Source organism: Phycicoccus sonneratiae (assembly GCF_016887965.1).
GTDB lineage: Bacteria > Actinomycetota > Actinomycetes > Actinomycetales > Dermatophilaceae > Phycicoccus > Phycicoccus sonneratiae.
In genome coordinates this window covers 236,517-262,061 of the sequence record NZ_JAFDVD010000008.1, presented here as the reverse complement: position 1 = coordinate 262,061, position 25,545 = coordinate 236,517, and the positions used below count along the sequence as shown (strand labels likewise).

Here is a 25,545-nt window from a genome sequence, read left to right as displayed (position 1 = left end):
GGCGAGCGAAGCGTATGGCACGGCGGGGCCGGCCGTCGACGGTTTCGGGTGGTCGCGTCGCTCAGGTCTCGAGCTCGGAGAGGTGGGCGCGCTCGGCGGGCCGCTCGTACGGCTCGGGCCACCAGTCCTCGACCCCGGCCACGAGGCCGTCGGCGTCCATCGTGAAGAGGCACAGGCCGGTCATCGTCTCGCCCCCGACCGTGAAGGTCGTGCGGCTCATCGCCCCGCCGTCGTCGACGAGGACGCGGTCGACGACGAGGTGCCAGTCGCCCGGGAACTCGCGGTTGAACCGGAGGTACGCCTCGCGGCCGCGGACCACCTCACGCGTCTGGGGGCAGCGGTAGACGACGTCGGGGGAGAGGGTGGCCGCGAAGGCCTTCCAGTCGCGCGCCTCGGCGGCGGCCCAGTAGCGGCGGACGGTCTCGGCGTGCCCCTCGGTACCCATGCGGCGACGCTACGCGCGGGCCCCGACACCCGGAGCCGTCGTCGCCCACCGTGGCACCATGGACCCAGGGAGGCCACCATGGGACCAGCGCGGCAGACCGACCGGCACGACCTCGAGCGGCGGGTGCACGTCGACCTGCCCCGCGTCCGGCCGGAGGAGATGTCCACGGCCCAGGAGGTCGAGCCCGCCCGCGACCCGCGGGGCGGCCGCGACACCGAGACCGAGTTCATGCTCCGCAACGGCGGCTTCTGGCCCTGACCGGTTCGGCCGCCGTCAGGACACGCGGCCGAGGGCCACGGCGGCGTACATCAGCGCCGCGACCGTCTCACCGTCGTGGATCCGCCCGTCGGCGACCATCGCCAACACCGCGGTCCACGGGACCGCGCGCACCGCGCTGATCCCCTCGACCTCCTGCTCCGCCCCCGCGACGGGGGAGAGGCCCGTCGCGAGGTAGACGACCTCGGGCGCGACGCACACCCCGTTGAGCGCGTTCATCCGCCCGACCTCGCGCCAGTGCTCGGCCTGCAGCCCGGTCTCCTCGGCGAGCTCGCGCTGCGCCCCGGCGAGGGTGTCCGGGCCGTCGGACCCGCCGGCGGGCACCTCGACCGACGGCCCGGTGGTGTGCCGGTCGACCGTGACGAGGACGACCTCGTCCTGCGCCGTGAGGGCGACGACGAAGACCGCCGGATGGCGCAGCCGGACGACGCCGTAGACCCCGGCGCTGCCGTCCGGTCGGACCACGTCGTCCTCGACGACCTCGATCCACGGGTTGGCGTAGACGGTGCGTGACGCGGTGACGGGCCACACGGCGCGGCCTCAGGCGTCCTGCACGCCGCGGCCGGTGACCGGCGGGCGGTCGCTCCACGGGAAGGTGATCCACCGGTCGGTGTCGCGCCAGACGTGGTCGGGGCGGACCACCGAGCGGGGCTTGGCGTAGATCGTCGCGGTGCGCACCCGGCCGACCTTGCCGGCGCAGAACTCCTGCACCGAGCGCAGGGTGAGCCCGGTGTCGGCGACGTCGTCGGCCACGAGCACCGTCGCGTCGTGGAGGTCGACGAAGTCGGGGGCCGGCGGGAGGATGCGCGGTACCTCGAGGCGCTCGTCGACGCCGGTGTAGAACTCGACGTTCATCGTGTACGTGTTCTTCACCCCCAGCGCGTACCCCAGCGCGCCGCCGATGAGCAGGCCGCCCCGCGCGATCGACAGGATCATGTCGGGCACGCCCTCGGCCGCCACCTCCTCGGCCAGCGACCAGACGGCCTCGTCGAACAGCTCCCAGGTCAGCACCTCGCGCTCGTCCACGGCGCCATCGTGGCACCCCGGTGGTGCCGCCGGGTGCCCGGCCCGCGCAGGGGGACCGGTCAGCCGGCGGACACCCGGATGATGCGCGGCCCCTCGGCGACGAAGCACTGGCCGGGCGCCCAGCACGAGGTGGTGGCTCCCCACACGCCCGGCTGCCCGGGCACGTCGGTGGTCGAGCGAACGTCCTGCATCACCCCGCCCCAGACCGAGTACCCCATGCCGCCGGTGAAACCCCCGACGGCGAGGCAGAAGGCGCGGCTCGTGCAGGAGAGGTCCGACTGGGTGCCCACCCCGGACGTGGCCCCGGTCCACGAGGAGGTCCGGGTGCGCTGCCAGTAGCGGCCGGACTGCTCGAGGACGAGGCACCAGTCGTCGGCGGTGCAGTCGAGGTTGTAGGGGCGAACCATCGTCGTGGCCGTGGCGGCGGACCAGCGGGTCCCGTCCCACGTCCGCTGGGTGCGGTCGGCGACGAGGACGCAGAACCGGGGACCGGAGCATGCCAGCATCCCGGCCTCGGCGGCCGCTCCGGTGTGGCGGACCGGCGTCGACCACCGAGCACCCGAGAAGACCGACGTCGTCCCGTAGGCGTCGCGCGCCATGCACCACCCCTTGACGGGGCAGGACAGGGCGGCCAGCTGGATGGGCGAGGGTGCAGCAGCCGACCACGTGTCCCCCGTCCGGACCAGGTAGCGGCTCTCGCTGACGGCGTCGGTGCCGCCGGCCAGGCACCAGTCGTCGCTGGGGCACTCGACGAGGTTCACGGCGAGCGGGCGGGGTGTGCCCCAGGTGGACCCGTTCCACGCGCGGACCGACCCGTCCGCGTCCAGCCCCACGCACGCGGTCGCCGACGAGCACGACAGCGTGACGACGGGGCCGGCGGCGGGGGCCACGGCCGTCGTCGAGGACCACGTCGAGCCGCGGAACCAGCGCACCGTGCCCTCGGGGTAGACCCGCACGCAGGCCGTCGTCGAGGCGCAGGACATCGCGAGGGCTCGTCCCCGGGGTGGGTCGACACCGCCCGTGACCGCACGCCAGGTGGATCCGTCGAACCGTGCGGACGACCCGTTCCAGTCGCTGCTCAGGCACCAGCGGCTCGACGTGCAGTCGAGCACGGCACCGTGCCAGCTCGAGCCCAGGACCGAGCTGGTCCGGGCCGACCACCCGCCGGACCCGAGCACCCAGAAGGCGTGCCCGTCGCTGACGGCGACACAGGAGGCGGCGGCGGGACACGAGACGTCGTGGACCTCCTCGGGCCCGGTCCCGAGTCGGGTCCGGGTCCAGGTGCTGCCGTTCAGCACCGCGGCGTAGGACGTGTACGGCACGGACGGGGTGATGCCGGTGACGGCGCACGAGGTCGTGGACCCGCACGACAGGGCGCGCCACTCGACGCCGGTGGGCAGCGTGGTCCGGCCGAGCACGCGCTCGCCGTCGAACTCGAGGACGGTGTCGGGGGTACCGAACGCCGTCATCGGCGCGCCGAGGAGGCGGCAGCGCGTCGTCGTGGGGCACGAGACCGCCGACGCACCCCGGTCGCCGAGGTCGACACGGGTCCACGAGCCCGCCCGCCAGACCATGACCGAGGGGTCGTCGTTGCGGGTGGCGACGCAGAACGTCGGGTCGGCGCACGACACGTGCGCGAGGCCCGCGAAGGGGTCACCGTCGGCCCTGCGCGGCAGCAGCTGGGTACGGCCCGACCACGCCGTGCCGTTCCACGTGCGCACCGCGCCGTCCCGCTCGAGGGCGACGCACCAGGTGGCGGTGGGGCAGTCGACGTCGAGCAGGCCTCCGGTCACCGGGGCCACCACCTCGGGGGTGCCGACGGTGAGCGGGACGGTGCGCGAGGGACTGCTGCCGGCCGGACCCGCGTTGTGCCACGGGTCCACGGCCACGACCTCGTACCGGAGGGCCAGGCCGGGCGGGGCACCGGTGTCGACGACGGAGGTGCCGGAGGTCGTCCCCACGGTGCTCCGGACCACCTTCTGCCAGGGCGGCCCCTCGTTGACGATCCGGTCGACGCGGTAGGTCAGCGGGTCCTCATCCGCCGGCGGGGTCCACCCGACGGTGACGGACGTGCCGCTCACGGTCGCGGAGACGGGCGTCGGCACGGTGGGTGCGGCCACGTCGGCGGGCGGACCCTCGACCCAGCCGACGACGTCGACGACGAGCCGCAGCGTGCCCCCGGACGAGGCGACGACGTCGACCCGCCCCGAGGAGGGGAGCAGCCCGACCGCGAAGGAGGCCTTCGTGCGGCCCTTCTCGAAGTTCAGGGTCGAGGACGCCGGCACCCCGGCGCCGGACGCGACGACCGTCAGGTGACCCGTGTACGTCGCGTCGGACACGGTGACGTTGAGCAGGCCCGCGCCCGCGCCCGTGGTCGGGACCCCGCCCCGGCCGGTCACCTGCACCGTGCGCCGGGAGCCGCCGAGCACGGCACCTCCGCCCGCGGGTTCACGGGTGTCGAGGAGGCGGGTGGGAGTCACCGGGGTGACGCCGAGGGGGCCGGCCGGCGCTCCCTGCGCGACCCAGCCGACGACGTCGGCCACGAGCCGGACGGTCCCCGGCGAGGTGACCCGCAGGTCGACGCCGCCGTCGGGTCCGAGCCCGACGGTCACGAGGTTGGCCACCGTCTCGCCGGTCGCGTAGTTGAGGCTCGACGTCCCTCCGGGCCCGGGATCGGTGGGGGAGACCGTCACGTGCCCGCCGGCGCTCGCCCCGGCGACGGTGACGTTGAGGACGACGGCGCCGGCCCCGGTCGCGGGCACACCGCCGCGCCCGGCGACCGCGAGCCCCAGCACGCTGCCGCCCGGGACGGGACGAGCCGGTGCGCCGACCCCGCTGCGGGTGTCGAGCACGCGGCTCGGCGTCAGGGGGGTGATGCCACCCGGACCCGGGCTGCCCGCGGCGTCCTCGACCCACCCGACGACGTCGGCGACGAGGTGGGTGGCCGTCCCGCTGACCCGCAGGTCGACGGCGCCACCGGCACCGACCCGCACGAGGGCGGTGTTGCTCACCGTGCGGCCCGCGGTCCAGTTGAGCGTCGAGGCCTGCGGCGCCGCCGAACCGTGCGGGAACGTCGTGAGGTACCCGGTGCCCGTGGTCCCCGTGGCGACCACCGTGACGAGGACGGCGGACACCCCGGTCGCCGGGACCCCGTGGGCGCCGAGCACCCCGAGGCTCGTCGTCGACCCCGCGGCCCGGAGGCCGGCGGGGGCGCCGGTGCCGTTCCTCGTGTCGAGCAGGCGGGCCGCCGGGACCGCGTGGTACCCCCCGGGCACGGAGTCGCCGGCCGCCGCCGTCGGCGCACCGCCACGCGCTGTCGCCGCGCCCGGCGCCACGGCCACCCCCGACCCCGCGACCACCACGGCCGCCACCACCGACATCCACCGTCGACCCCGCACGGCAACCCCTCACGCTCCGGGCCGGCGTTCGTCCGCCGTGCCGCGATCGGATCCTAGGGTCCGGTCGCGCCGCCGGGAACTCGTCCTGCGAGAAGTCGCAGCCGGGGCGGGCCGCGCCCGGGGCGCGGCCCCGCCTCGCGGGTTCGGTCCCGCCGCACCTCTGTGAAAGGATCGGGTGACCGCTGTGCACCACCCGCCGAGGAGGCCCCGTGACCACGCCTGCCACCACCGAGGCCCCGGCCGCCACCGCGACCCCGGGCCGCGCCCGCCGGGTGCTGCTCAAGCTCTCCGGCGAGGTCTTCGGCGGCGGACGCGTCGGTGTCGACCCCGACGTCGTGCGCGGCATCGCCCGCCAGATCGCCGAGGCCGTGCGCGAGGGCATCGAGGTCGCCATCGTCGTCGGCGGCGGCAACTTCTTCCGCGGCGCCGAGCTGCAGCAGAAGGGCATGGACCGCGCCCGCGCCGACTACATCGGGATGCTCGGCACCGTCATGAACTGCCTCGCGCTCCAGGACTTCCTCGAGAAGGAGGGTGTCGACACCCGCGTCCAGAGCGCGATCACGATGGGCCAGGTCGCCGAGCCGTACATCCCGCGCCGCGCGATCCGCCACCTCGAGAAGGGGCGCGTCGTCATCTTCGGCGCCGGCGCGGGGATGCCGTACTTCTCCACCGACACCGTCAGCGCCCAGCGCGCCCTCGAGTGCCAGTGCGACGCGGTCCTCATGAGCAAGAACGGCGTCGACGGCGTCTACGACGCCGACCCGCGCACCAACCCCGACGCCCGCAAGCTCGACAAGGTCACCTTCGAGGAGGCCCTGCGCACCGGCCTCAAGGTGGTCGACGCCGCGGCGTTCAGCCTCTGCATGGACAACCGGCTCCCGATGGTCGTCTTCGGCATGGAGGGCGACGGCAACGTCACCCGGGCGCTGCGCGGCGAGCCGATCGGCACGCTCGTGTCGGCCGGCTGAGCCGCTCTCCCCGAGCCCGCCTGACACACTGGACCCGCAGCGCCGCGCCGGCGCCGCCGACCGAAGGAGAACGACCCCGATGATCGACGAGACCTTGTTCGAGGCCGAGGAGAAGATGGAGAAGGCCGTCGAGGTCGCCAAGGAGAACTTCGCCGGCATCCGCACCGGCCGGGCGCACCCGGGCATGTTCCAGAAGGTCATGGTCGACTACTACGGCGCCCCGACCCCGCTCCAGCAGCTCGCGTCGTTCCAGACCCCCGAGGCCCGCACCATCATCATCAGCCCGTTCGACAAGGGCTCGATGCACGCCATCGAGAAGGCCATCCAGCAGGCCGACCTCGGCGTCAACCCGAGCAACGACGGCAACATCATCCGCTGCACCATGCCGCTGCTCACCGAGGAGCGCCGTCGCGAGTACGTGAAGATGGCGCACACCGAGGCCGAGGAGGCGCGCGTCTCCATCCGCAACGTCCGCCGCAGCGCCAAGACGAGCCTCGAGAAGCTCGTCAAGGACGGTGAGGTCGGGGAGGACGAGGGCACCCGGGCCGAGAAGGAGCTCGAGGCGGTCACCAAGCGGCACGTCGACCAGGTCGACGACCTGCTCAAGCACAAGGAAGCCGAGCTCCTCGAGGTCTGACCCGACGATGCCCGACGCCCCGCCCGCTCCCGACCCCGACACCGACGTCCCGGCCGACGCCGACGTCGCGGCCGACTCCGACGCCGCACCCGAGGAGGCGCCCCGCCGCACCCCGCGGGCCGGGCGCGACCTGCGGGCGGCGATCGGCGTCGGGCTGCTCCTCGGCGCGGTCGTCATCGCCACCCTCGTCCTCGACGCGCGCGCCTTCCTCGTCGTCGTCATCGCGGCGATGGTGCTCGGGGCGTGGGAGGTCCGCCGCGCGGTGGCGACCAGGGGCATCCGCGTGCCGCTCGTGCCGCTCGTGCTCGGCGCCGTCGGGATGATCGCCGCTGCCTACCTGCGCGGTGCCGAGGCGCTCGTCGTCACCTTCGGGCTCACCGTCGTCGGGATGCTCGTGTGGCGGGTGGCCGACGGCCTCGCGGGGGCGGCACGCGACCTCGCGGCGTCCGCCCTCGTCGTGTTCTACCCCGTCTTCCTCGGGGGCTTCGCGTCGCTGATGCTCGCCTCGCCGGACGACGGGCGGCAGCGGATCATCACGTTCGTGCTCGTCACGGTCTTCTCCGACATCGGCGGCTACGCCGTCGGTGTCGTGTTCGGGAAGCACCCGATGGCCCCGTCGCTCAGCCCGAAGAAGTCGTGGGAGGGCTTCGCCGGCTCGGTGCTCACCTGCGCGGTCGTCGGCGCCGTGGCGCTGCCGCTGCTCCTCGACGGCGCCTGGTGGGCCGGGGCCGTGCTCGGTGCCGTGGCCGCGGGGGCGGCGACCACGGGCGACCTCATCGAGTCGAGCATCAAGCGCGACCTCGGCATCAAGGACATGGGCACGCTGCTGCCCGGCCACGGCGGCCTCATGGACCGCCTCGACTCGCTCGTCGTCGTCGCACCCGTGGCCTGGGCGCTGCTCCTCTGGTTCGTCCCCGGCGGCTGAGCCGGCGGCACGGAGGAGCGACCCGGGCCCGGTGGGTTCGCGGCACCGGGCCCGGGCGGCTTCAGCTGGCCCGGCGGCCCCCGCGGCCGAGCATCCCCTCGACGAGCGGGGTCGGGCGCACCTCGAGCGAGCCGTCGGCCTGCTCCTCGGTGAGGCAGGTGATCTCGCGGTGGTACCAGTGGTAGACGTGCGGCGAGACCGGCCCGGTGCCGTCGTCGAACATCTCCGCGGCGAGCGAGGGCACGAGGTCGAGCGCGAGCCGCGTCTCGGCCTGCGTCGCGCAGGTCTGGAGCACGAGCGCGTGGCGGTGCGGCATCGCGAAGACGAGCCCGCCGTGGAGGTCGGCGCCCGGCAGCCACAGGTCGACGGCGTCGAGGAGGAAGCGGGCGAACGAGGCGGTGTAGGCCGAGTCGCCGACGAGCGCGGTGACCGAGCGGCGCCCGGAGCCGAGCCGGACGACCTCGACGTCGGCGCGCTCCATCTCGCGCACGAGGTTGCTGCGCCCGATCTCCAGGAGCGTCGAGACCTGGCGCCGGGTCGCGGCGATCCGCGAGTCGGGGAGGGTGACGACCGTCGTCGGGAGGTCGAGGGTGAGGACCTCGTCGATGTGCTCGGTGAACGGCACCGCGTACGAGAAGCCGAGGCCGGTGCCGTGCACGCGGTCGCGGGCGACGAGGCGCGAGGTGAGCGCGGCGTCGAACTGCTCGGTGGTCAGCGCGTCGACGTCGGTCTCGGCCGCGGCGGTGAGCCGCTCGAGGTGGGCGCGCACCGCCTCGTCGAGCGACGGGCCGTCGGCGTCGACGTCGGGCACCGGGAGGAGCGGACGACGGACGGTCGGCGAGGTGGTGGTGGACTGGGCGGAACCCCCTGCGGGCGCGCGCCAGCGATCGAACAGGCCCATGGCCGTGCCTTTCCCTGCATCTTCGCTCCCCCTGCGGAGCGAAGTTAAAGGAAGGGTAAAGCCACCGGGCTCGTCCGCGTGGCCGATCGGCGGAATCCACCGAACGGACAGGGTGGTGTGCCGTGGGGCCGCGCGCCGGCCGGGCCGGTGTAGGGGGCCGGGCCGGGTGGCGGGGTCCGGCGGGCGGGAGCCGCTCGACGACCTGCGACAATCGTGCGGTCATGTCCGATGCGCCCGAGCCCTCGACCCGCCCCGTCCCCGGCCAGCTGACGATGGTCGCCCCGCGCCGGGGCAAGCCGCCGCGCCACCTGGCCGACCTGTCCGTCGAGGAGCGCCGCGAGGCGGTGGCCGCCCTCGGCCACCCGGCCTTCCGGGCCAACCAGCTCTCGACCCACTACTTCGAGCGGCTCGTCGACGCCCCGGAGGAGATGACCGACCTGCCGAAGGCGGTGCGCGACGACCTCGTCCGCGACCTCCTCCCGCCGCTGCTCACCCCGGTGCGCTCGATCACCGCCGACGAGGGCGCCACGGTCAAGCAGGTGTGGCGGCTCTTCGACGGCGCGCTCGTCGAGTCTGTCCTCATGCGCTACCCCCACCGGGTCACCGTCTGCATCTCCAGCCAGGCCGGCTGCGGGATGAACTGCCCGTTCTGCGCCACCGGGCAGGAGGGCCTGACCCGCAACATGTCGGCCGGCGAGATCGTCGAGCAGGTCGTCGCCGCCGCCCGGCTGCTCCGCCACGGCGGCCTCCCCGAGATCGGTGCGCCCACCGCCGGCGCCGGCCTCGGCGAGGAGGCCGACGACTCCGCCGAGCCGTCGGGTCCCACCCGCGTCAGCAACGTCGTCTTCATGGGGATGGGGGAGGCGCTGGCCAACTACAAGGCGGCGATCGGCGCCATCCGCCGGCTCACCGAGGCGCCGCCGTCGGGGCTCGGCATCTCGGCCCGCGGCATCACGATGTCGTCGGTCGGGCTCGTCCCCGGCATCGACCGGCTCGCGGCCGAGGGCATCCCGGTCACCCTCGCCCTCTCGCTCCACGCCCCGGACGACGAGCTGCGCGACGAGCTCGTGCCCATCAACACGCGGTGGAAGGTCGACGAGGCCATCGACGCCGCGTACCGGTACTACGAGGCGACCGGGCGCCGGGTGAGCATCGAGTACGCCCTGATCCGCGACATCAACGACCAGGCCTGGCGTGCCGACCTGCTCGGCGAGAAGCTCGCCGCGCGCGGACGGGGGTGGGTGCACGTCAACCCGATCCCGCTCAACCCCACGCCGGGGTCGAAGTGGACGGCCTCGCGCCGCGGGGTGGAGCAGCAGTTCGTCGAGCGGCTGCGCGCGCACGGCATCCCCACGACCGTGCGCGACACCCGCGGCTCGGAGATCGACGGTGCCTGCGGCCAGCTCGCCGCCTCGACCGCCTGACCCGACCGGCGCGCACCGGCTGACCGGCACCGACCCGCCGGGCTACGCTCCGCACATGCGACGTCGCCTGCTGGGATGCGCCGTGGTCCTCGCCACGGCCCTCGGCGGCTGCGCGTCCTCGGCCGACCTCCCGGCGAGCCTGCAGGACAAGAGCTCGCACGACGCGGCGCACGACGCGGCCGCCGCCACGCCGTCGGCGACACCGACGAAGGCCGACGTCCCGCTCCGCGCCGGGGAGCGCTTCGTCGAGGTCCGGCTCCCGTCCGCCTACACCCCGAAGGCCCCCACGCCGAAGGGCACCGACGACTACCGCTGCTTCCTCGTCGACCCCGGGCTCACCACCGACCAGCTGGTCAGCGGCGTCGACATCCGCCCGGACAACGCGGCGCTCGTGCACCACGTCATCGTCTCCCGCGTCGCCCCGAAGGACGTCGGCGAGGCGGAGCGCCTCGACGCCGCCGAGCCCGGCGACGGCTGGACCTGCTTCGGCGGCAGCGGGATCCAGGGCGTCGGGGTCGACCTCGACGACGCCGACTGGGTGGGGGCCTGGGCGCCCGGAGGGGGCGAGCGGGTGATGGCGAAGGACATCGGCATCCCGCTCGAGGCCGGCAGCCGCCTCGTCGTCCAGATGCACTACAACCTGCTCGCCGGCTCGGGCACCGACCGCAGCACCGTGCGGCTGCGCCTGTCCGAGGCCGAGGGCAGCCCGAAGAAGGCGCTCGACACGATGCTGCTGCCCGCCCCGGTCGAGCTGCCCTGCCGCGACAACCGCACGGCCGGCACCTGCAGCCGGGCGGTGTCGGTCGCCGACGTGTCGCGACGCTTCGACGAGCGACCGGCCACCGCCGACATGCTGCACTGGCTGTGCGGCCCCGTGGTCCCGGGTCCGGTGCAGAGCTGTTCGCGCACGGTCCGCGAGCCCGGCACCATCCGTGCCGTCGCCGGCCACATGCACCTGCTCGGCCGGGCCATCACCGTCGACGTCGACAAGGGCTCGACGACGGCCCAGCGGGTGCTCGACGTGGCGAACTACGACTTCGACGACCAGGGGAGCATCCCCCTGGAGAAGCCGGTGCGGGTCGCCGCGGGTGACACCATCACCGTCACCTGCCGCCACGACCAGTCGCTGCGCGACCGGCTGCCGGCCTTCGCCGGGCAGCGCGAGCGCTACGTCGTCTGGGGCGAGGGCACGACCGACGAGATGTGCCTCGGCATCGTCCTGCTGACGCGTCCCTGACGGGCCGGCGCCCTCGTCCGTCGGGCAGGTGGCGGCCCCGTGTCGTGGTGGTGGCGGCCCTGCCTCGGCCAGACTGGCGGCGTGAGCCTTCGTGAGGAGCGGGTCCGCCGCGGCTGGAGCCAGGAGGAGCTGGCCGACGCCAGCGGCGTCAGCGTGCGCACCGTCCAGCGGGTGGAGGGCGGGCGCCCGGCCGGCCGGGCCACGACGGCGGCCCTCGCCGCGGCGCTGGGCGTCGAGCCCGAGGTCCTGGCCGACGCGGCCCCCGGCGAGGCGGCCGGTGCACCCGCACCCGAGGTGACGTTCGCCGAGGCCCTGCGCCTCGGTGCGCGGGGCTGGTCCTCGTTCGAGGGGCGGGCCAGCCGCTCCGAGTACTGGTTCCTCGTCCTCGCCGCGGTCGTCGTCGTCGGCGCGCCGGCGGCCCTCGACGACCGGCTCGGGGCGTTCGTCGGGGTCCTCTGCCTCGTCCCGCTCCTCGCCGCGGGCACCCGCCGCCTGCGCGACGCGGGTCAGAGCCCGTGGTGGCAGCTCTTCCTGCTCGTGCCCTTCGGGTTCGTCGTCACGGCGACCCTCATGGTGCTGCCGGGCCGCGACGAGCCGGCTCCTGTGGCGCCCCGGTCGTGAGGACGCCGGCGGCCTCGGTGACGTCGTCGACGAGGTGGATGCGCCCGGCCATCTCGCGGCCCGCCCCGAGCGCGGCGAGGGCCGGCCAGACCGGGACCGTCTCGGTCCAGTGCCTCCGGCCGACGAGGACCAGCCGGGGGAGCGGGGTGCCGTCGCCGGGCTCGGTCGCGTAGTACAGCCGGGTCGCGGCCTGGAAGACCTCCTGCACCGTGCCCGCGGCGCCCTCGAGGACGACGACCCCGGCGGTGCACCGCGCGAGCAGCCCGTCCTCGCGGATGGCGTTGGAGAAGAACTTCGCGATGCCGTCGCAGAAGACGTTGGGCGGCTCGTGGCCGTAGAACCACGTGGGGATGCCGATGCTGTGCGGGCGACCGCCGGTCGGGGGCCCGAGGGAGCCGAGGCGCTCGCGGACCTCGAGGGCGAGGGCGGCCCAGGCGCGCACGTCGGGGTGGAAGGACGGCACCGCGTGCAGGGCCTCGACGGCGTCGGCGAGCGCCTCGCTCGTCGGGGCGAGGGCCCCGAGGTTGGCGGCCTCCATCGCCCCCGGCCCGCCGCCGGTCGCGACGACCAGGCCGTTGCGGGCCAGCGCGTGGCCGAGCGCCGCGGCCCGGGCGAAGGCGGGGTCGGTGCGCGCGAGGGCGTGCCCGCCCATGACGCCGACGACGGGGTGCCCGTCGAGGAGGTCGGTCAGGGCGTCGCCGATGGAGTCGTCGTGGACCGCGCGGAGCAGGGTGACGAAGACGTCGTGACCCACACCGGCGTCCCGGGACCAGCGGTACGCGCGGGCGTCCGGGGTGGCCTCGTACCCGGCCTCGCGCAGCCCGGCGTACAGCTCGTCGGGGGAGTAGAGGCTCGCGCGGTAGGGGTCGACCGGGGCGTGCGGGTCGGTGGGGAAGACGAGCGCGCCGTGCCGGCGCAGGTGCTCGCCGAGCCCGTCGGGCAGCCGGCCACCGAGGACGACGAGGCCCTCGACGTCGTCGCGCTCCAGCAGCCGGTCGACCCGGCCGGTGAGGTCGAGGTCCTGGAGGCGCAGGCCGCGTAGCGAGCCACCGGCCGCGAGCGCCGCGTCGAGGGCGGCCAGGGTCTCGATCTCGCGCATGCCGCGAACCTAGTCCGTCAGGGGGTGGGGACGGCCCCCGCCCGCTCGAGGGCCAGGACGCCGTCGACGACCACCCCGAGCATCGGGCGGACCTGGTCCGCCGCGAGGCCGCCGGAGTCGGCGACCGTGGCGACGCCGCCGACGAGCCGGCAGACCTGGACGTCGTCGACACCCTCGCGGAGGGCGGGTCGCTCGCTGTCCAGCACCCGCCCCATCGCCGAGGTGAGGACGCGGCACTTGGTGCGGATGGGGGAGGTCTCGTCGCCGAGCGCGGAGGTCAGCTTGACGGCGCCGCCCCGGTGCAGCGTGATGAGCCCGACGTAGTCCTCGAACCAGGCGAGGAGCCGCTCGCGGGGGGGCCCGGTGCGGGACAGCGCCACGTCGGCGGCGGCGTCGACACGGTCGACCCAGGCCTGCATCACCGCATCGACGAGGTTCTCGCGGCGCGGGAAGTGCCGGTAGAGCGTGCCCGGTCCCACCTCGGCCCGGCGGGCGATCTCGTCGAGCGAGGCGTCGTAGCCCTGCTCCCGGAACACCTCGCGGGCGACCTCCACGATCCGGTCGCGGTTCCTCTGCGCATCGGCGCGCACGGTTCCTCCTTGCCAAAGCGGAGACAGTCTCCGTATGCTGGTGAAGCCAAGCGGAGAACTTCTCCGTCTAGTGTACGACGGCCCACCCGGGCCAGAACAGGGGCACTCCTTTGCCTGACTCCCAGACCTCCGCGCGACGGGCGCGGACCGGGGTCCTCATCGTCCTCGTCGCGCAGCTCATGCTCGTGCTCGACGCGACCGTGGTGAACGTGGCGCTGCCGCGCATCGCCACGGACCTGGGCTTCGGCCCGGCGACCCTCTCGTGGGTCCTCAACGGCTACACCCTCGCCTTCGGCGGCCTGCTGCTCCTCGGCGGCCGGCTCGGCGACGTCCTCGGCCGGCTGCGCACCTTCCAGGTGGGCCTGGCCCTCTTCACAATCGCCTCCTTCGTCGGCGGCCTCGCACCCACGGCCGGCGCGCTCGTCGCGGCCCGCGCCGCCCAGGGCGTCGGCGCGGCGCTCGCCGCCCCCGGCGTGCTCGCGCTGCTCACCACCAGCGCCCCGGACGAGGAGGCTCGCCGTCGCGGCTACGCCCTCTTCGGCGCCGTGTCCTCGGGCGGTGCGTCCATCGGGCTGCTGCTCGGCGGCCTGCTCACCGACCTCGGCTCGTGGCGCTGGACCCTGTGGATCAACGTCCCCATCGGCCTCGCGGTCCTGCTGCTCGCGCCGCGCTTCGTCGAGGAGACCCCGCGGGTCCGCGGCCGGTTCGACGTCCTCGGGGCGGTGCTCGCCACGAGCGGTGCCGTCGCCCTCGTCTACGCGCTCATCGAGACGCCCACCTACGGCTGGTCCTCCGACCGCACGCTCGGCACCGCCGCCCTCGGGTTGGTCCTGCTCGGCGCGCTCGCCGTCGTCGAGACCCGGGTCGCCGAGCCGATGCTGCGCCTGCACCTCCTGCGCAGTCGGCGTCGCCTCGGCAGCCTCGCCGTCATGGCGCTGGTCGTCGGGGGCCAGCTGTCGATGTTCTTCCTCGTCGTGCAGTTCCTGCAGCGCACCCTCGGCTTCGGCCCGATGGCCTCGGGGCTGGCCTTCCTCCCGCTCAGCCTCGGCATCTTCGGGATGTCGCGGCTGACGCCGCGCCTCGTCGGCCGCTTCGGTGCCGCGCCGCTCATGGTGGTCGGCGTGCTCGGGCTGCTCGTCAGCTTCGTCTGGATGAGCGGGGTGTCAGAGCAGAGCACCTACTGGACCACGGCGTTCGGCGCGCTGCTCGTCAACGGCCTGTCGGCCGGGCTGGTCTTCATGCCGGTGACGATGACGGCCCTCGCGGGCGTCGAGCCGCAGGACGCGGGTGCCGCGTCCGGGATGCTCCAGACGTTCCAGCAGCTGGGCAGTGCCGTCGGCGTGGCCGCCATCGTGTCGGTCTACGCGGCCGGGGCCGTCCCGGACGCGTTCACGCCGGGCGCACGGGAGGCCTTCCTCACCTCGGCGGCCTTCGCCTCGCTGGCGCTCCTCGTCGCGCTCGGCCTCGCGCGGCCGCGGCGGGCCCGGGACGCCGCGACCGGGCCCGAGGCCGACGACGTGCCGGAGCTGGCCGCGACCGGTGCCACCCCGGCCGTCGCCTGACCCCGGATCACCGCCACGAGGGACCTCGGCCCGAGGGCCGGGGTCCCTCCGTCGTCGCGGAGGGTGGCCGCCCGGCGCGGTCAGTGGCCGCCGGTGAGTCGGCCGAGGAGACCGGCGAGGCGGCTCGGCCGGCCGGTGCGGGCCTCCTCGGCGTCCGCGGCGTGGGCCAGCCGCAGACCGGCGTTCACCCCGAGCCAGCGCAGCGGCTCGGGCTCCCACGACGGTGACCGGTGCCCGACCCACGGCAGCCCGACGAGGTCGGAGGACCGGCCGAGCACGAGGTCGGCCAGCGTCCGCCCCGCGAGGTTGGTCGCCGCCACGCCGTCGCCGACGTAGCCGCCCGCCCGGCCGGTGCGGGTCGTGGGGTCCCACGTGACGGTGGGGTGCCAGTCGCGGGCGATGCCGAGCGGACCACCCCAGGCGTGCGTGAAGGAGACCCCCTCGAGGGCCGGCACGAGCGCGGTGAGGGTCCGACGCAGGGACGCGAAGACCCGCTCCTCGTGGTCGAACTCCGGGCGGATGGTCGAGCCCAAGTGGTACGGAGCACCCCTGCCCCCGAACGCGATCCGGTCGTCGACGGTGCGCTGGCCGTAGATGACGAGGTGCCCGTGGTCGGCGAAGACCTCGCGCCGCGCGAGGCCGATGCGCTCCCACTGCTCCTCGGGCAGCACGTCGGTGGCCACCATGAGCGAGTAGACGGGCACGACCGCGCGCTCGTGGCCCGGCAGCCGCGGGGTCCATCCCTCGGTGGCCAGGACGACCGCCCCGGCGCTGAGGCGCCGTCCGTCCGCGAGGACGACGACACCGTCCCCCGCCCGACCGACCGGGGTGTCCTCGACGACCCGGCCACCGCGGCGCCGGACGGCGGCGGCCAGGCCGTCGACGAGGTCGCGCGGCTGCACGCGCGCGCAGTGCGGGTTGGCCGTCGCCCCGCGGACCGGTCCGGTGGCCAGGCGCTCGCGGGCCTCCTCCGGGCCCAGCCAGACCGTGCCGTCGCCCCAGGACGCTCCGTGCTCGGCCTCGGCCCGCGCCCGCTCCTCCTGGGCCGGGGTGCGGGCGACGACGAGCGTCCCGCCCTTGGTGAACCCCGAGCCGAGGTCCTCCGCGGCGTCGACCCGCCCGACCTCGTCGACGGTGTCCCGGAGGGCGGCGAGGTGGGCGAGGGCGGCCGCCCGCCCGTGCCGCGCGGCGATCGCGTCCGGCGCGACCGGCCACAGGGCCGACACCCAGCCGCCGTTGCGCCCGCTGGCGCCGAACCCGACGTGGCGCGCCTCGAGGACGAGCACGTCGAGCGACGGCTCCGCGCAGAGCAGGTAGTAGGCCGTCCACAGGCCGGTGAAGCCGCCGCCGACGACGACGACGTCGGCCCGCAGCGGCAGGTCGGCCCCGGAGTCGGGGGGCAGCACCGCGTCCGCCGCCCGGGTGTCCCACCAGAGCGGCGGCGTACCGGTGGCGGGCCCGGCGCTCAGAGGTGGTTCTCCGCCTCGGTGAGCACGCCGCGCAGCCGGCGCTCGATCTCGTCGAACTCGGCGGGCCCCATCGTCAGCGGGGGAGCGAGCTGGACGACGGGGTCGCCGCGGTCGTCGGCGCGGCAGTACAGGCCCGCGTCGAAGAGGGCCTTGGAGAGGAACCCGCGCAGCAGGCGCTCGGCCTCGTCGTCGTCGAAGGTCTCGCGGGTCGCCTTGTCCTTGACGAGCTCGATGCCGTAGAAGAACCCGGCGCCGCGGACGTCGCCGACGAGCGGCAGGTCGAGCAGGCGCTCGAGGGTCGACCGGAAGACCGGGGCGTTCTGCTTGACGTGGTCGTTGAGGCCCTCGCGGTCGAAGATGTCGAGGTTGGCCATCGCCGCCGCGCACGACACCGGGTGCCCGCCCCACGTGTACCCGTGCGGGAAGTACGTCGTCCCGCTGCGGAACGGCTCGAACAGCCGGTCGCTGGCGATCATCAGCCCGAGCGGCGCGTAGCCGGAGGTGATGCCCTTGGCCGTCGTGATGATGTCCGGCTGGTAGCCGAAGTCCTGGCAGGCGAACATCGAGCCGATCCGGCCGAACGCGCAGATCGTCTCGTCGGAGACGAGGAGGACGTCGTACTCGTCGCAGATCTCGCGGACCCGGTCGAAGTAGCCGGGCGGGGGCGGGAAGCAGCCGCCGGAGTTCTGCACCGGCTCGAGGAAGACCGCCGCGACGGAGTCGGGGCCCTCGAACTCGATGGCCTCGGCGATGCGGTCGGCGGCCCAGCGCCCGAAGGCCTTCTCGTCCTCGCGCAGGTGCTCGGGCGCACGGTAGAGGTTGGTGTTCGGCACCTTGTGGCCGCCGGGGACGAGCGGCTCGAACGGCAGCTTCGCGTCGGGGATGCCGGTGATGGACAGCGCGCCCTGCGGCGTGCCGTGGTAGGCGACCGAACGCGAGATGACCTTGTGCTTCGTCGGCTTGCCGACGAGCTTGAAGTACTGCTTGGCCAGCTTCCACGCCGTCTCGACGGCCTCGCCGCCGCCGGTCGTGAAGAAGACCCGGTTGAGGTCGCCGGGGGCGTGGTGCGCCAGCCGCTCGGCGAGCTCGATGGCCCGGGGGTGGGCGTAGGACCACAGCGGGAAGAAGGCCAGCTCGGAGGCCTGCTTGGCCATCGCCTCGGCGATCTCGGTGCGGCCGTGCCCGACGTTGTTGACGAACAGGCCCGCGAGGCCGTCGATGTACTCGTTGCCCCGGTCGTCCCAGATCCGCCAGCCCTCGCCGCGGGTGATGATCGGGACGCTGTGGCCGAGGCCGCCGTCGCCGCGCTCCTCGAACACCGAGTGGCGGGTGAAGTGCATCCACAGGTGGTCGCGGGCGGCGTCGGAGTACAGCTTCCCGGTGGCCGTGTGCCGGTCCGAGCTCGGCTCCCAGACGTCGTTCGGGTGGATGCTCACCGCGTGCCCCAGTTGTAGTGCTGCTTGTTGAGCTTGAGGTAGACGAAGGTCTCGGTGCTCGTGACGCCCGGCAGCGGCCGGATGCGCTGGGTCAGCAGCTCGAGGAGGTGGTCGTCGTCCTCGCAGACCACCTCGACGAGCACGTCGAAGGAGCCCGCGGTGGTGACGACGTAGTCGACCTCGGGCATCGCCGAGAGCGCCTCGCCGAGGTCGATGAGGTTGCCGGACGCGCGCACGCCGATCATCGCCTGACGGCGGAAGCCGACCTGGAGCGGGTCGGTGACGGCGACGATCTGCATGACCTCGGCGTCGAGCAGCCGCTGCACCCGCTGGCGCACCGCGGCCTCGGAGAGCCCGACGGCCTTGGCGATGGCGGCGTAGGACTGGCGGCCGTCCTCCTGGAGCAGCTCGATGATCCGCTTGGCCACGTCGTCGAGACGGATCTCGGGCGACCGGTCCCGGTGCTGGCGTGAAGTCACGGGGCCCATCGTGGCCGGTGGCGGGGGCCGACGCAAGTAACCGGGCGCGGATTCCGCAACATCGAGGACATCTGTCGGTGACTTTCCCCTGCGAATCCAGACGGACCCTAGTGATTTCGCGGTTCCGCGTACTACTGTGCCCGCACGACCCCGCCGCCACGCCACCGACTCCCGGGAGCACCCAGATGAGCACCCCCCGTGTCCTGCGCAACTTCGTCGACGGAGCGCACGTCGACGCCAGCACCGACGCGACGACCGACGTCGTCGACCCGTCGACCGGGCGGGTGGTCGCCCAGGCCCCGGTGAGCACGGCCGAGGACGTCGACGCCGCCTACGCGGCCGCGTCCCGGGCCTTCGCCGGCGAGTGGGGCGCCACGACGCCGAGCGAGCGCCAGCAGGCGCTCCTCAAGATCGCCGACGCCCTCGAGTCCCGGGCCGAGGAGATCATCGCCCTCGAGTCGCAGAACACCGGCAAGATCAAGGCGCTCACCGCGAGCGAGGAGATCCCGCCGATGGTCGACCAGCTGCGGTTCTTCGCCGGTGCGGCCCGGGTCCTCGAGGGCCGGGCGTCCGCCGAGTACATGAAGGGCCACACCTCGTGGGTCCGCCGCGAGCCGATCGGCGTGGTCGGTCAGGTCACTCCGTGGAACTACCCGCTGCTCATGGCGGTGTGGAAGATCGCCCCGGCCCTCGCGGCCGGCAACGCCGTCGTCCTCAAGCCGAGCGACACCACCCCCGAGTCCACCCTCCTGCTCGCCGAGATCGCCTCGGAGTTCCTCCCCGCCGGCACGCTCAACGTCGTCACCGGCGACCGCGACACCGGCCGGCTCGTCGTCGAGCACCCCACCCCCTCGCTCGTCGCCATCACCGGGTCGGTCCGGGCCGGGGCCGAGGTCGCCGCCAGCGCGGCGCCCCAGGTCAAGCGCGTGCACCTCGAGCTCGGCGGCAAGGCCCCGGTCGTCGTGTTCGACGACGCCGACCTCGAGGCCGCGGTCGAGGGCATCGCCATCGCCGGCTACTTCAACGCGGGTCAGGACTGCACGGCCGCGACCCGCGTGCTGGCGGCCCCGGGCATCCACGACGACTTCGTCGCCGCGCTCGCCGAGTACGCCAAGGGCTCGGCCCCGGTCGGTCTGCCCGACGACGAGGACGCGCTCTTCGGGCCGGTCAACAACGCGAACCAGCTCGAGCGGGTCTCGGGGTTCATCGAGCGACTGCCCTCGCACGCCACGGTCTCGGCCGGCGGCAACCGGGTCGCCGCCCTCGGCGACGGGTTCTTCCTCGAGCCGACCGTGCTCTCCGGCCTGCGCCAGGACGACGAGGCGGTGCAGAACGAGATCTTCGGGCCGGTCATCACCGTCCAGCGCTTCACCGACGAGGCCGAGGCGGTCGCGTGGGCCAACGGGGTCGACTACGGCCTCGCCTCCTCGGTGTGGACCAAGGACTTCGGCCGCGCGATGCGGATGAGCAAGGCCCTCGACTTCGGGTGCGTGTGGATCAACACCCACATCCCGCTCGTCGCCGAGATGCCGCACGGCGGCTACAAGAAGTCCGGCTACGGCAAGGACCTGTCGATGTACGGGTTCGAGGACTACACGCGCATCAAGCACGTCATGGCGAACATCGAGAGCTGAGGACCCAGATGGCACCCTTTCGACGGCGTCCCCCCGCCGACCCCGCCGTCCGCGGCCTCGTGCGCGCGGCCCGCGGCTCCCAGCTCTCCCGCCGCTCGCTCCTCGGGGGCACCGCCCTCGGCGGAGTCGCCGCAGCCCTGAGCGCCTGCGCGCCCCCGACCCCGCCCGCCGGCGGCGCCGCGGCGCTCGAGCTGCCCACCGACGTCTCCGGCACCGACAAGGTCGTGCGGTGGTCGAACTGGACGGCCTACCTCGACTACGACGAGGACACGAAGAAGTACCCCACCCTCGAGGCGTTCATCAAGGACTCCGGCATCCGCGCCACGTACTCGGAGGACATCGAGGACAACGACTCGTACTTCAACAAGATCGCCCCGCAGCTGCGGGCCAAGCAGGACGTCGGGGCCGACATCTTCGTCTTCACCGACTGGATGGCCAACCGGGTGGTCCGCGAGCAGCTCTGCCAGCCGCTCGAGATCATCCGGATGCCCAACGCCTCCAACCTCCTCGACAGCCTCAAGGACGTCAGCTTCGACCCGGGCCGCACCAACTCGCTCACCTGGCAGTCCGGCTTCGCGGGCATCGGCTACGACAAGTCGAAGGTCGGCAAGGAGCTCAAGAGCCTCGACGACCTGTGGACCCCCGAGCTCAAGGGCCGCATCGTCGTCCTCTCCGAGTTCCGCGACACGGTCGCCATCGTCATGCAGAGCCAGGGCGTCGACATCACCGGCGGGTGGGGGCGCACCGAGTTCGAGAAGGCCGTGGCCGTCATCGAGCAGAAGATGTCCGAGGGCTACATCCGCCGGATCAAGGGCAACAGCTACCTCGAGGACCTCAAGTCGGGCAACGCGCTCGCCGGCATCGTCTGGAGCGGCGACCTCTTCGTGCTGCGGGCCGAGACCGGGAACGACAACTGGCAGTTCGTGATCCCCGAGTCCGGCGGCACGCTGTGGAGCGACAACATGATGGTTCCCATCACGTCGACGCACCGGAAGAACGCGATGGCGCTGATGAACTACTACTACGACCCGGCGGTCGCCGCGGAGGTCGCGGCGTGGGTCAACTACGTCTGCCCGGTCCAGGGGGCCCAGGAGGAGCTCGCGAAGAGCGACCCCGAGCTGGCGCAGAGCCCGTTCATCTTCCCGAGCGCCGACTACATCAAGGACAACAACATCCAGGGCTTCCCGGCGCTCTCTCCCGAGGACGACCAGGCCTACAGCGCCATCTGGCAGAAGGTGCAGGGCAACTGATGGCACGCAGCAGCGGTTTCCGCGAGGCGAAGGGCGACCTGCGCCTCGAGTCGGTCACCAAGTCCTTCGGCGACTTCACGGCCGTCGACGACCTCGACCTCGTCGTCCCGCGCGGCTCGTTCTTCGCACTGCTCGGCCCGTCCGGCTGTGGCAAGACGACGACGCTGCGGATGGTGGCGGGGCTCGAACAGCCCTCCGCGGGAAACATCTTCATCGGCGAGACCGACCTCACGGGCAGCCGTCCGTACGAGCGTCCCGTCAACACCGTGTTCCAGAGCTACGCGCTCTTCCCGCACCTGACGATCCGCGACAACGTCGCGTTCGGTCCCAAGCGGCGGGGCGACAGGAACGCGATGACCCTCGCCGACGAGACCCTCCAGCTGGTCCAGGTCGACCACCTCGCGTCGCGCAAGCCGGCCCAGCTCTCGGGCGGGCAGCAGCAGCGCGTGGCCCTGGCGCGCGCCCTCGTCAACCGTCCCGAGGTGCTCCTCCTCGACGAACCCCTCGGCGCCCTCGACCTCAAGCTGCGGCGCCAGCTGCAGGTCGAGCTCAAGCGGATCCAGACCGAGGTCGGGCTCACGTTCATCCACGTGACGCACGACCAGGAGGAGGCCATGACGATGGCCGACACGGTCGCCGTCATGAACCACGGGCGGATCGAGCAGATGGGCCGGCCCGCCGACATGTACGACCTGCCGCTCACGTCGTTCGTCGCGAACTTCGTCGGCCGCTCCAACCTCGGTGTGGGACAGGTCGTCGACCGCGACGGCGACAACCTCGTCGCCGAGGTGCAGGGCACGAAGGTCAAGGTGCCGCTCGCCCGGGCCAATGCGAAGGACGGCACCGTGATGTTCGGCGTCCGGCCCGAGAAGGTCCGCGTGCTGCGCTCGGCCCCCGAGGGCGGCGGCGACGACGTCAAGGGCACCGTCCTCGACGTCTCCTTCACCGGCGTCGCCACCGAGTACCTCGTGCGGCTGCCGAGCGGCACGGTCTGGAGCTGCTACGAGCAGAACCTCGACGTCGACCCGATCGACCTGCGCCCCGGTGACGACGTGTGGATCTCGTGGGACCCGGCCCACGCCTTCACGGTCGCCGCCGACGAGGCGGAGGCCAGGGCGGCCGAGGAGGCCACGGCGTGAGCGCCCTCGCCCACGTCGGGCAGGCCGGGGGAGGTGGACCCACCGACCCCGCGCCCGCCCAGGAGCGCGCGGGACGCAGCTGGCTGCCCTACCTCCTCCTGCTCCCCGGCGCGCTCTGGCTCTTCGTCTTCTTCGTCATCCCGCTGCTCCAGCTGTTCACGGTCAGCCTGCAGTCGCAGTTCCCGGGGTACCCGGGCTACTACTACCGCGACGTCAACTTCTCGAACTACCTGCGGGCGCTCACCGACTTCGCCCCGCAGTTCGGGCGCTCGCTGCTCTTCGCCGGCCTGGCGACCTTCTTCGCCTTCTGCCTCGCCTACCCGCTGGCCTACGCGATGGCGTTCAAGGCGGGCCGCTGGCGCAACGTCATGCTCATCGCGGTCATCGCGCCGTTCTTCACCTCGTTCATCCTCCGCACCGTGGCCTGGCGGCAGATCCTCGCCGACGAGGGGCCGGTGGCGAGCACGCTCAACGCGCTGCACCTGCTGCCGGGCGGCCACATCACCGAGACGTGGGCGGCGGTCGTCGCCGGCCTCACGTACAACTTCCTGCCGTTCATGGTGCTCCCGATCTACGCCTCCCTCGAACGGGCCGACCACCGGGTCATCGAGGCCGGCGGTGACCTGTACGCCAACGGGTTCACGACCTTCCGCACGGTCACCCTGCCGATGTCGATGCCCGGTGTCATCGCCGGGACGCTGCTGACCTTCATCCCGGCGGCCGGCGACTACGTCAACGCCGACCTCCTCGGCGCCGACAACACGAAGATGGTCGGCAACGTCATCGAGAGCCAGTTCTTCCGGGTGCTCGGCGGCTTCCCCGTGGCGGCGGCCCTGTCGTTCACCCTCATGGCGCTGATCCTCGCCATGGTCTTCGTCTACGTGCGCCGCTTCGGGACGGAGGAGCTGCTGTGATCCGCCGTCTGCAGAACCGCTTCGCGATCATCGTCGCGGTGCTCGTGCTCCTCTACCTGTTCCTCCCGGTCGCCTACACGTTCGTCTTCTCGTTCAACAACTACCGGAAGTCGAACATCGTCTGGAACCCGCAGGGCAGCCCCACGCTCAAGCACTGGCAGGACCCCTGCGGTGCACCGGGGGTCTGCGACGCCCTCGTCACCTCCCTCGAGATCGGGGTCATCGCCACCCTCGTGGCGACCGTCCTCGGCACGCTGCTGGCCTTCGCCCTCGTGCGGCACCGCTTCGTCGGCCGGTCGGCGAGCAACGTGCTCGTCTTCGTGCCGATGGCGACCCCCGAGATCGTCCTCGGCGCCAGCCTGCTGACGATCTTCGTCCAGGGCTTCTCGCGGGTCGGCCTCGGCCTCGGCTTCTGGACGATCACCATCGCGCACATCATGTTCTGCGTCAGCTTCGTCGTCGTCACGGTCAAGGCCCGTCTCCAGAGCCTCGACCCGCGCATCGAGGAGGCCGCCCAGGACCTCTACGCGGGTCCGTCCGCGACGTTCTGGCGGGTCACCTTCCCGCTCGTCCTCCCGGGCATCGTCGGGGCGGCGCTGCTCGCGTTCTCGCTCTCGTTCGACGACTTCATCATCACGAACTTCGTCTCCGGCAACGAGACGACCTTCCCGAAGTTCGTCTACGTCTCCTACCTGCGCGGGATCCCCGCCCAGGCCAACGTCATCGGCTTCTCGATGTTCGTCATCGCCCTCACGCTGGTCATCGTCGGCCAGCTCGTGGGCAACGCCCGCCGCAGCAGCAAGTAGCCGCCGGGGGCACCCCCGGCACGACACAGGAAAGGTCACCGTGCGCGTCCTCATGATCGGTGCGGGGGGCGTCGGCGACGCCGCGGCCCGCATCGCCGCCGAGCGAGACTTCTTCGAGGCGTGGGTCGTCGCCGACCACGACGTCTCCCGGGCCGAGCGCACCGTCGCCGCGGTGTCGGCCCGCGGCGGTGGGGGCGAACGGTTCTCGGCGGCGCAGGTCGACGCCTCGGACGCCGACGCCGTCACGGCGCTGGCCCGCGAGGTGTCGGCCACGCACGTGTTCAACGCCGTCGACCCGCGGTTCGTCGTCCCCATCTTCGAGGGCGCGCGGGCGGCCGGGGCCGACTACCTCGACATGGCGATGAGCCTGTCCCGCCGCCACCCCGACGAGCCGTACGCCAAGGTCGGGGTCAAGCTCGGCGACGAGCAGTTCGCGCAGGCGGGGGAGTGGGAGGCCGACGGTCGGCTCGCGCTCGTCGGCATCGGCGTCGAGCCGGGCCTGTCCGACGTCTTCGCCCGGTACGCCGCCGACCACCTGTTCTCCGAGATCGACGAGCTCGGCACGCGCGACGGCGCCAACCTGGTCATCCGCGACGACGACGGCAACGAGGTGTTCGCTCCCGGGTTCTCGATGTGGACGATCATCGAGGAGTGCCTCAACCCGCCGGTCGTCTGGGAGAAGGCGCGGGCCGACGAGCCCGACGGCGGCTGGTACACCCTCCCGGCGTTCAGCGAGCCCGAGGTGTTCGACTTCCCGGAGGGCATCGGCCCGGTCGAGTGCGTGCACGTCGAGCACGAGGAGGTGCTCCTCATGCCGCGCTGGGTCGACGCGCGGAAGGTCACCTTCAAGTACGGGCTCGGCGAGGAGATGATCACCATCCTCCGGACGCTGCACACCCTCGGCCTCGACTCGACGGAGCCGGTCACCGTCAAGGGCGTCGAGGTCAGCCCGCGCGACGTCGTCGCCGCCGTGCTGCCCGACCCGCAGACCATCGGTCCGCGGATGGAGGGGAAGACGTGTGCCGGCCTGTGGGTCACCGGGACCGGCAAGGACGGGCAGCCGCGGCGCACGTACCTCTACCACGTGTCCGACAACGCCGACACGATGCGCGAGTACGAGGCCCAGTGCGTCGTCTGGCAGACGGCGGTCAACCCGGTCGTCGCCCTCGAGCTGCTCGCGACCGGGGCGTGGTCGGGGGTCGGGGTGCTCGGGCCCGAGGCCTTCGACGCCGTCCCCTTCCTCGACCTGCTCGCCGCCCCTAAGCCCGCCGGCTACGGCTCGCCCTGGGGCCTCGAGGACCGCTGACCC

24 protein-coding genes are annotated in these 25,545 nt (G+C 73.4%); 14 read left to right on the top strand and 10 right to left on the bottom strand.

Translation table 11 applies throughout. The annotated features are described in order from the left end of the window. Positions 1 to 61 precede the first annotated feature (61 nt). Positions 62 to 445, bottom strand: coding sequence for a nuclear transport factor 2 family protein (locus JQN70_RS08470; protein ID WP_204130881.1), 384 nt, complete (start codon positions 443 to 445; stop codon positions 62 to 64). Between the two features lie 78 nt (positions 446 to 523). On the opposite strand from JQN70_RS08470, the gene JQN70_RS08465 reads away from it, so the two are divergent. Beyond that, positions 524 to 703: a hypothetical protein gene (locus JQN70_RS08465; protein WP_204130880.1), complete on the top strand. Its 180-nt coding sequence runs from the start codon at positions 524 to 526 to the stop codon at positions 701 to 703. Between the two features lie 15 nt (positions 704 to 718). Here JQN70_RS08465 and JQN70_RS08460 read toward each other — a convergent pair whose 3' ends face one another. The 3 genes from JQN70_RS08460 to JQN70_RS19945 are packed head-to-tail and all read right to left on the bottom strand — an operon-like array spanning position 719 to position 5,118. Beyond that, complete coding sequence (locus tag JQN70_RS08460) at positions 719 to 1,252, bottom strand: NUDIX domain-containing protein (protein WP_204130879.1); 534 nt, start codon at positions 1,250 to 1,252, stop codon at positions 719 to 721. Between the two features lie 9 nt (positions 1,253 to 1,261). Beyond that, complete coding sequence (locus tag JQN70_RS19950) at positions 1,262 to 1,747, bottom strand: phosphoribosyltransferase (protein ID WP_307835873.1); 486 nt, start codon at positions 1,745 to 1,747, stop codon at positions 1,262 to 1,264. 59 nt (positions 1,748 to 1,806) lie between these two features. Beyond that, on the bottom strand, positions 1,807 to 5,118 hold the full coding sequence (locus JQN70_RS19945) for a fibronectin type III domain-containing protein (RefSeq protein ID WP_239111247.1): 3,312 nt from the start codon (positions 5,116 to 5,118) through the stop codon (positions 1,807 to 1,809). Between the two features lie 236 nt (positions 5,119 to 5,354). Between JQN70_RS19945 and pyrH the strand changes: the two genes are divergently transcribed. The 3 genes from pyrH to JQN70_RS08440 all read left to right on the top strand — a co-directional run bounded on the left by pyrH (position 5,355) and on the right by JQN70_RS08440 (position 7,675). Continuing rightward, a complete protein-coding gene (gene pyrH / locus JQN70_RS08450) occupies positions 5,355 to 6,113 on the top strand; it encodes a UMP kinase (RefSeq protein WP_204130878.1) in 759 nt (252 codons plus the stop codon). A gap of 79 nt (positions 6,114 to 6,192) precedes the next feature. Next, a complete protein-coding gene (frr, locus tag JQN70_RS08445) occupies positions 6,193 to 6,750 on the top strand; it encodes a ribosome recycling factor (RefSeq protein WP_204130877.1) in 558 nt (185 codons plus the stop codon). A 7-nt stretch (positions 6,751 to 6,757) separates the two neighbouring features. After that, entirely contained in the window at positions 6,758 to 7,675 is a 918-nt protein-coding gene (locus JQN70_RS08440; RefSeq protein ID WP_204130876.1) for a phosphatidate cytidylyltransferase, read from the top strand. A 61-nt stretch (positions 7,676 to 7,736) separates the two neighbouring features. On the opposite strand, the gene JQN70_RS08435 is transcribed toward JQN70_RS08440, so the two are convergent. Further along, on the bottom strand, positions 7,737 to 8,486 hold the full coding sequence (locus tag JQN70_RS08435) for a hypothetical protein (protein ID WP_204130875.1): 750 nt from the start codon (positions 8,484 to 8,486) through the stop codon (positions 7,737 to 7,739). Between the two features lie 311 nt (positions 8,487 to 8,797). Here JQN70_RS08435 and rlmN point away from each other — a divergent pair, with 311 nt between their 5' ends. The 3 genes from rlmN to JQN70_RS20865 all read left to right on the top strand — a co-directional run bounded on the left by rlmN (position 8,798) and on the right by JQN70_RS20865 (position 11,858). Further along, positions 8,798 to 10,000, top strand: a complete 1,203-nt coding sequence (rlmN, locus tag JQN70_RS08430; RefSeq protein WP_204130874.1) for a 23S rRNA (adenine(2503)-C(2))-methyltransferase RlmN — start codon at positions 8,798 to 8,800, stop codon at positions 9,998 to 10,000. Between the two features lie 55 nt (positions 10,001 to 10,055). Continuing rightward, complete coding sequence (locus JQN70_RS08425; RefSeq protein WP_204130873.1) at positions 10,056 to 11,237, top strand: monooxygenase; 1,182 nt, start codon at positions 10,056 to 10,058, stop codon at positions 11,235 to 11,237. A gap of 81 nt (positions 11,238 to 11,318) precedes the next feature. Then, entirely contained in the window at positions 11,319 to 11,858 is a 540-nt protein-coding gene (locus tag JQN70_RS20865; protein ID WP_204130872.1) for a DUF805 domain-containing protein, read from the top strand. Here the strand turns inward: JQN70_RS20865 and JQN70_RS08415 are convergent. Continuing rightward, positions 11,806 to 12,957: an LOG family protein gene (locus JQN70_RS08415; protein ID WP_204130871.1), complete on the bottom strand. Its 1,152-nt coding sequence runs from the start codon at positions 12,955 to 12,957 to the stop codon at positions 11,806 to 11,808. The two genes, JQN70_RS20865 and JQN70_RS08415, sit on opposite strands and share 53 nt — an antisense overlap. Before the next feature lie 17 nt (positions 12,958 to 12,974). Further along, positions 12,975 to 13,547, bottom strand: coding sequence for a TetR/AcrR family transcriptional regulator (locus tag JQN70_RS08410; RefSeq protein ID WP_204130870.1), 573 nt, complete (start codon positions 13,545 to 13,547; stop codon positions 12,975 to 12,977). Between the two features lie 110 nt (positions 13,548 to 13,657). Between JQN70_RS08410 and JQN70_RS08405 the strand changes: the two genes are divergently transcribed. Next, positions 13,658 to 15,109, top strand: a complete 1,452-nt coding sequence (locus JQN70_RS08405) for an MFS transporter (protein ID WP_239111246.1) — start codon at positions 13,658 to 13,660, stop codon at positions 15,107 to 15,109. Between the two features lie 80 nt (positions 15,110 to 15,189). On the opposite strand, the gene JQN70_RS08400 is transcribed toward JQN70_RS08405, so the two are convergent. From JQN70_RS08400 to JQN70_RS08390, 3 genes are read right to left on the bottom strand one after another with little or no spacing between them, the layout of a single operon-like run. Beyond that, positions 15,190 to 16,515 carry an NAD(P)/FAD-dependent oxidoreductase gene (locus JQN70_RS08400; RefSeq protein WP_307835872.1) on the bottom strand — a complete coding sequence of 442 codons (1,326 nt, stop codon included), beginning with the start codon at positions 16,513 to 16,515 and terminating at the stop codon, positions 15,190 to 15,192. A 59-nt stretch (positions 16,516 to 16,574) separates the two neighbouring features. Beyond that, positions 16,575 to 17,951 (bottom strand): aspartate aminotransferase family protein, encoded by a 1,377-nt coding sequence (locus JQN70_RS08395; protein ID WP_255546861.1) that lies wholly within the window; start codon positions 17,949 to 17,951, stop codon positions 16,575 to 16,577. 59 nt (positions 17,952 to 18,010) lie between these two features. Continuing rightward, positions 18,011 to 18,502, bottom strand: coding sequence for an Lrp/AsnC family transcriptional regulator (locus tag JQN70_RS08390; protein WP_204130868.1), 492 nt, complete (start codon positions 18,500 to 18,502; stop codon positions 18,011 to 18,013). 176 nt (positions 18,503 to 18,678) lie between these two features. On the opposite strand from JQN70_RS08390, the gene JQN70_RS08385 reads away from it, so the two are divergent. From JQN70_RS08385 to JQN70_RS08360, 6 genes are read left to right on the top strand one after another with little or no spacing between them, the layout of a single operon-like run. After that, on the top strand, positions 18,679 to 20,127 hold the full coding sequence (locus JQN70_RS08385; RefSeq protein WP_204130867.1) for a gamma-aminobutyraldehyde dehydrogenase: 1,449 nt from the start codon (positions 18,679 to 18,681) through the stop codon (positions 20,125 to 20,127). A gap of 8 nt (positions 20,128 to 20,135) precedes the next feature. Next, positions 20,136 to 21,377: an ABC transporter substrate-binding protein gene (locus tag JQN70_RS08380; RefSeq protein WP_204130866.1), complete on the top strand. Its 1,242-nt coding sequence runs from the start codon at positions 20,136 to 20,138 to the stop codon at positions 21,375 to 21,377. Beyond that, positions 21,377 to 22,516 (top strand): ABC transporter ATP-binding protein, encoded by a 1,140-nt coding sequence (locus tag JQN70_RS08375; RefSeq protein WP_204130865.1) that lies wholly within the window; start codon positions 21,377 to 21,379, stop codon positions 22,514 to 22,516. Before JQN70_RS08380 ends, JQN70_RS08375 begins: the two co-directional genes overlap by 1 nt. Beyond that, on the top strand, positions 22,513 to 23,430 hold the full coding sequence (locus JQN70_RS08370; RefSeq protein WP_204130864.1) for an ABC transporter permease: 918 nt from the start codon (positions 22,513 to 22,515) through the stop codon (positions 23,428 to 23,430). The genes JQN70_RS08375 and JQN70_RS08370 overlap by 4 nt, the downstream gene beginning before the upstream one ends. Next, positions 23,427 to 24,236: an ABC transporter permease gene (locus JQN70_RS08365; protein WP_204130863.1), complete on the top strand. Its 810-nt coding sequence runs from the start codon at positions 23,427 to 23,429 to the stop codon at positions 24,234 to 24,236. The genes JQN70_RS08370 and JQN70_RS08365 overlap by 4 nt, the downstream gene beginning before the upstream one ends. Before the next feature lie 40 nt (positions 24,237 to 24,276). Then, positions 24,277 to 25,542, top strand: a complete 1,266-nt coding sequence (locus tag JQN70_RS08360; protein WP_204130862.1) for a saccharopine dehydrogenase family protein — start codon at positions 24,277 to 24,279, stop codon at positions 25,540 to 25,542. Positions 25,543 to 25,545 lie beyond the last annotated feature (3 nt).

Bases quoted from the DNA above. Each gene is read 5' to 3' on its own strand.
- JQN70_RS08380 (WP_204130866.1), top strand. From the start codon at position 20,136: ATGGCACCCTTTCGACGGCGTCCCCCCGCCGACCCCGCCGTCCGCGGC.
- JQN70_RS08415 (WP_204130871.1), bottom strand. From the start codon at position 12,957: ATGCGCGAGATCGAGACCCTGGCCGCCCTCGACGCGGCGCTCGCGGCC.
- JQN70_RS08390 (WP_204130868.1), bottom strand. From the start codon at position 18,502: ATGGGCCCCGTGACTTCACGCCAGCACCGGGACCGGTCGCCCGAGATC.
- JQN70_RS08375 (WP_204130865.1), top strand. From the start codon at position 21,377: ATGGCACGCAGCAGCGGTTTCCGCGAGGCGAAGGGCGACCTGCGCCTC.
- JQN70_RS08425 (WP_204130873.1), top strand. From the start codon at position 10,056: ATGCGACGTCGCCTGCTGGGATGCGCCGTGGTCCTCGCCACGGCCCTC.
- JQN70_RS08465 (WP_204130880.1), top strand. From the start codon at position 524: ATGGGACCAGCGCGGCAGACCGACCGGCACGACCTCGAGCGGCGGGTG.
- JQN70_RS08440 (WP_204130876.1), top strand. From the start codon at position 6,758: ATGCCCGACGCCCCGCCCGCTCCCGACCCCGACACCGACGTCCCGGCC.
- frr (WP_204130877.1), top strand. From the start codon at position 6,193: ATGATCGACGAGACCTTGTTCGAGGCCGAGGAGAAGATGGAGAAGGCC.
- rlmN (WP_204130874.1), top strand. From the start codon at position 8,798: ATGTCCGATGCGCCCGAGCCCTCGACCCGCCCCGTCCCCGGCCAGCTG.
- JQN70_RS08385 (WP_204130867.1), top strand. From the start codon at position 18,679: ATGAGCACCCCCCGTGTCCTGCGCAACTTCGTCGACGGAGCGCACGTC.
- JQN70_RS08470 (WP_204130881.1), bottom strand. From the start codon at position 445: ATGGGTACCGAGGGGCACGCCGAGACCGTCCGCCGCTACTGGGCCGCC.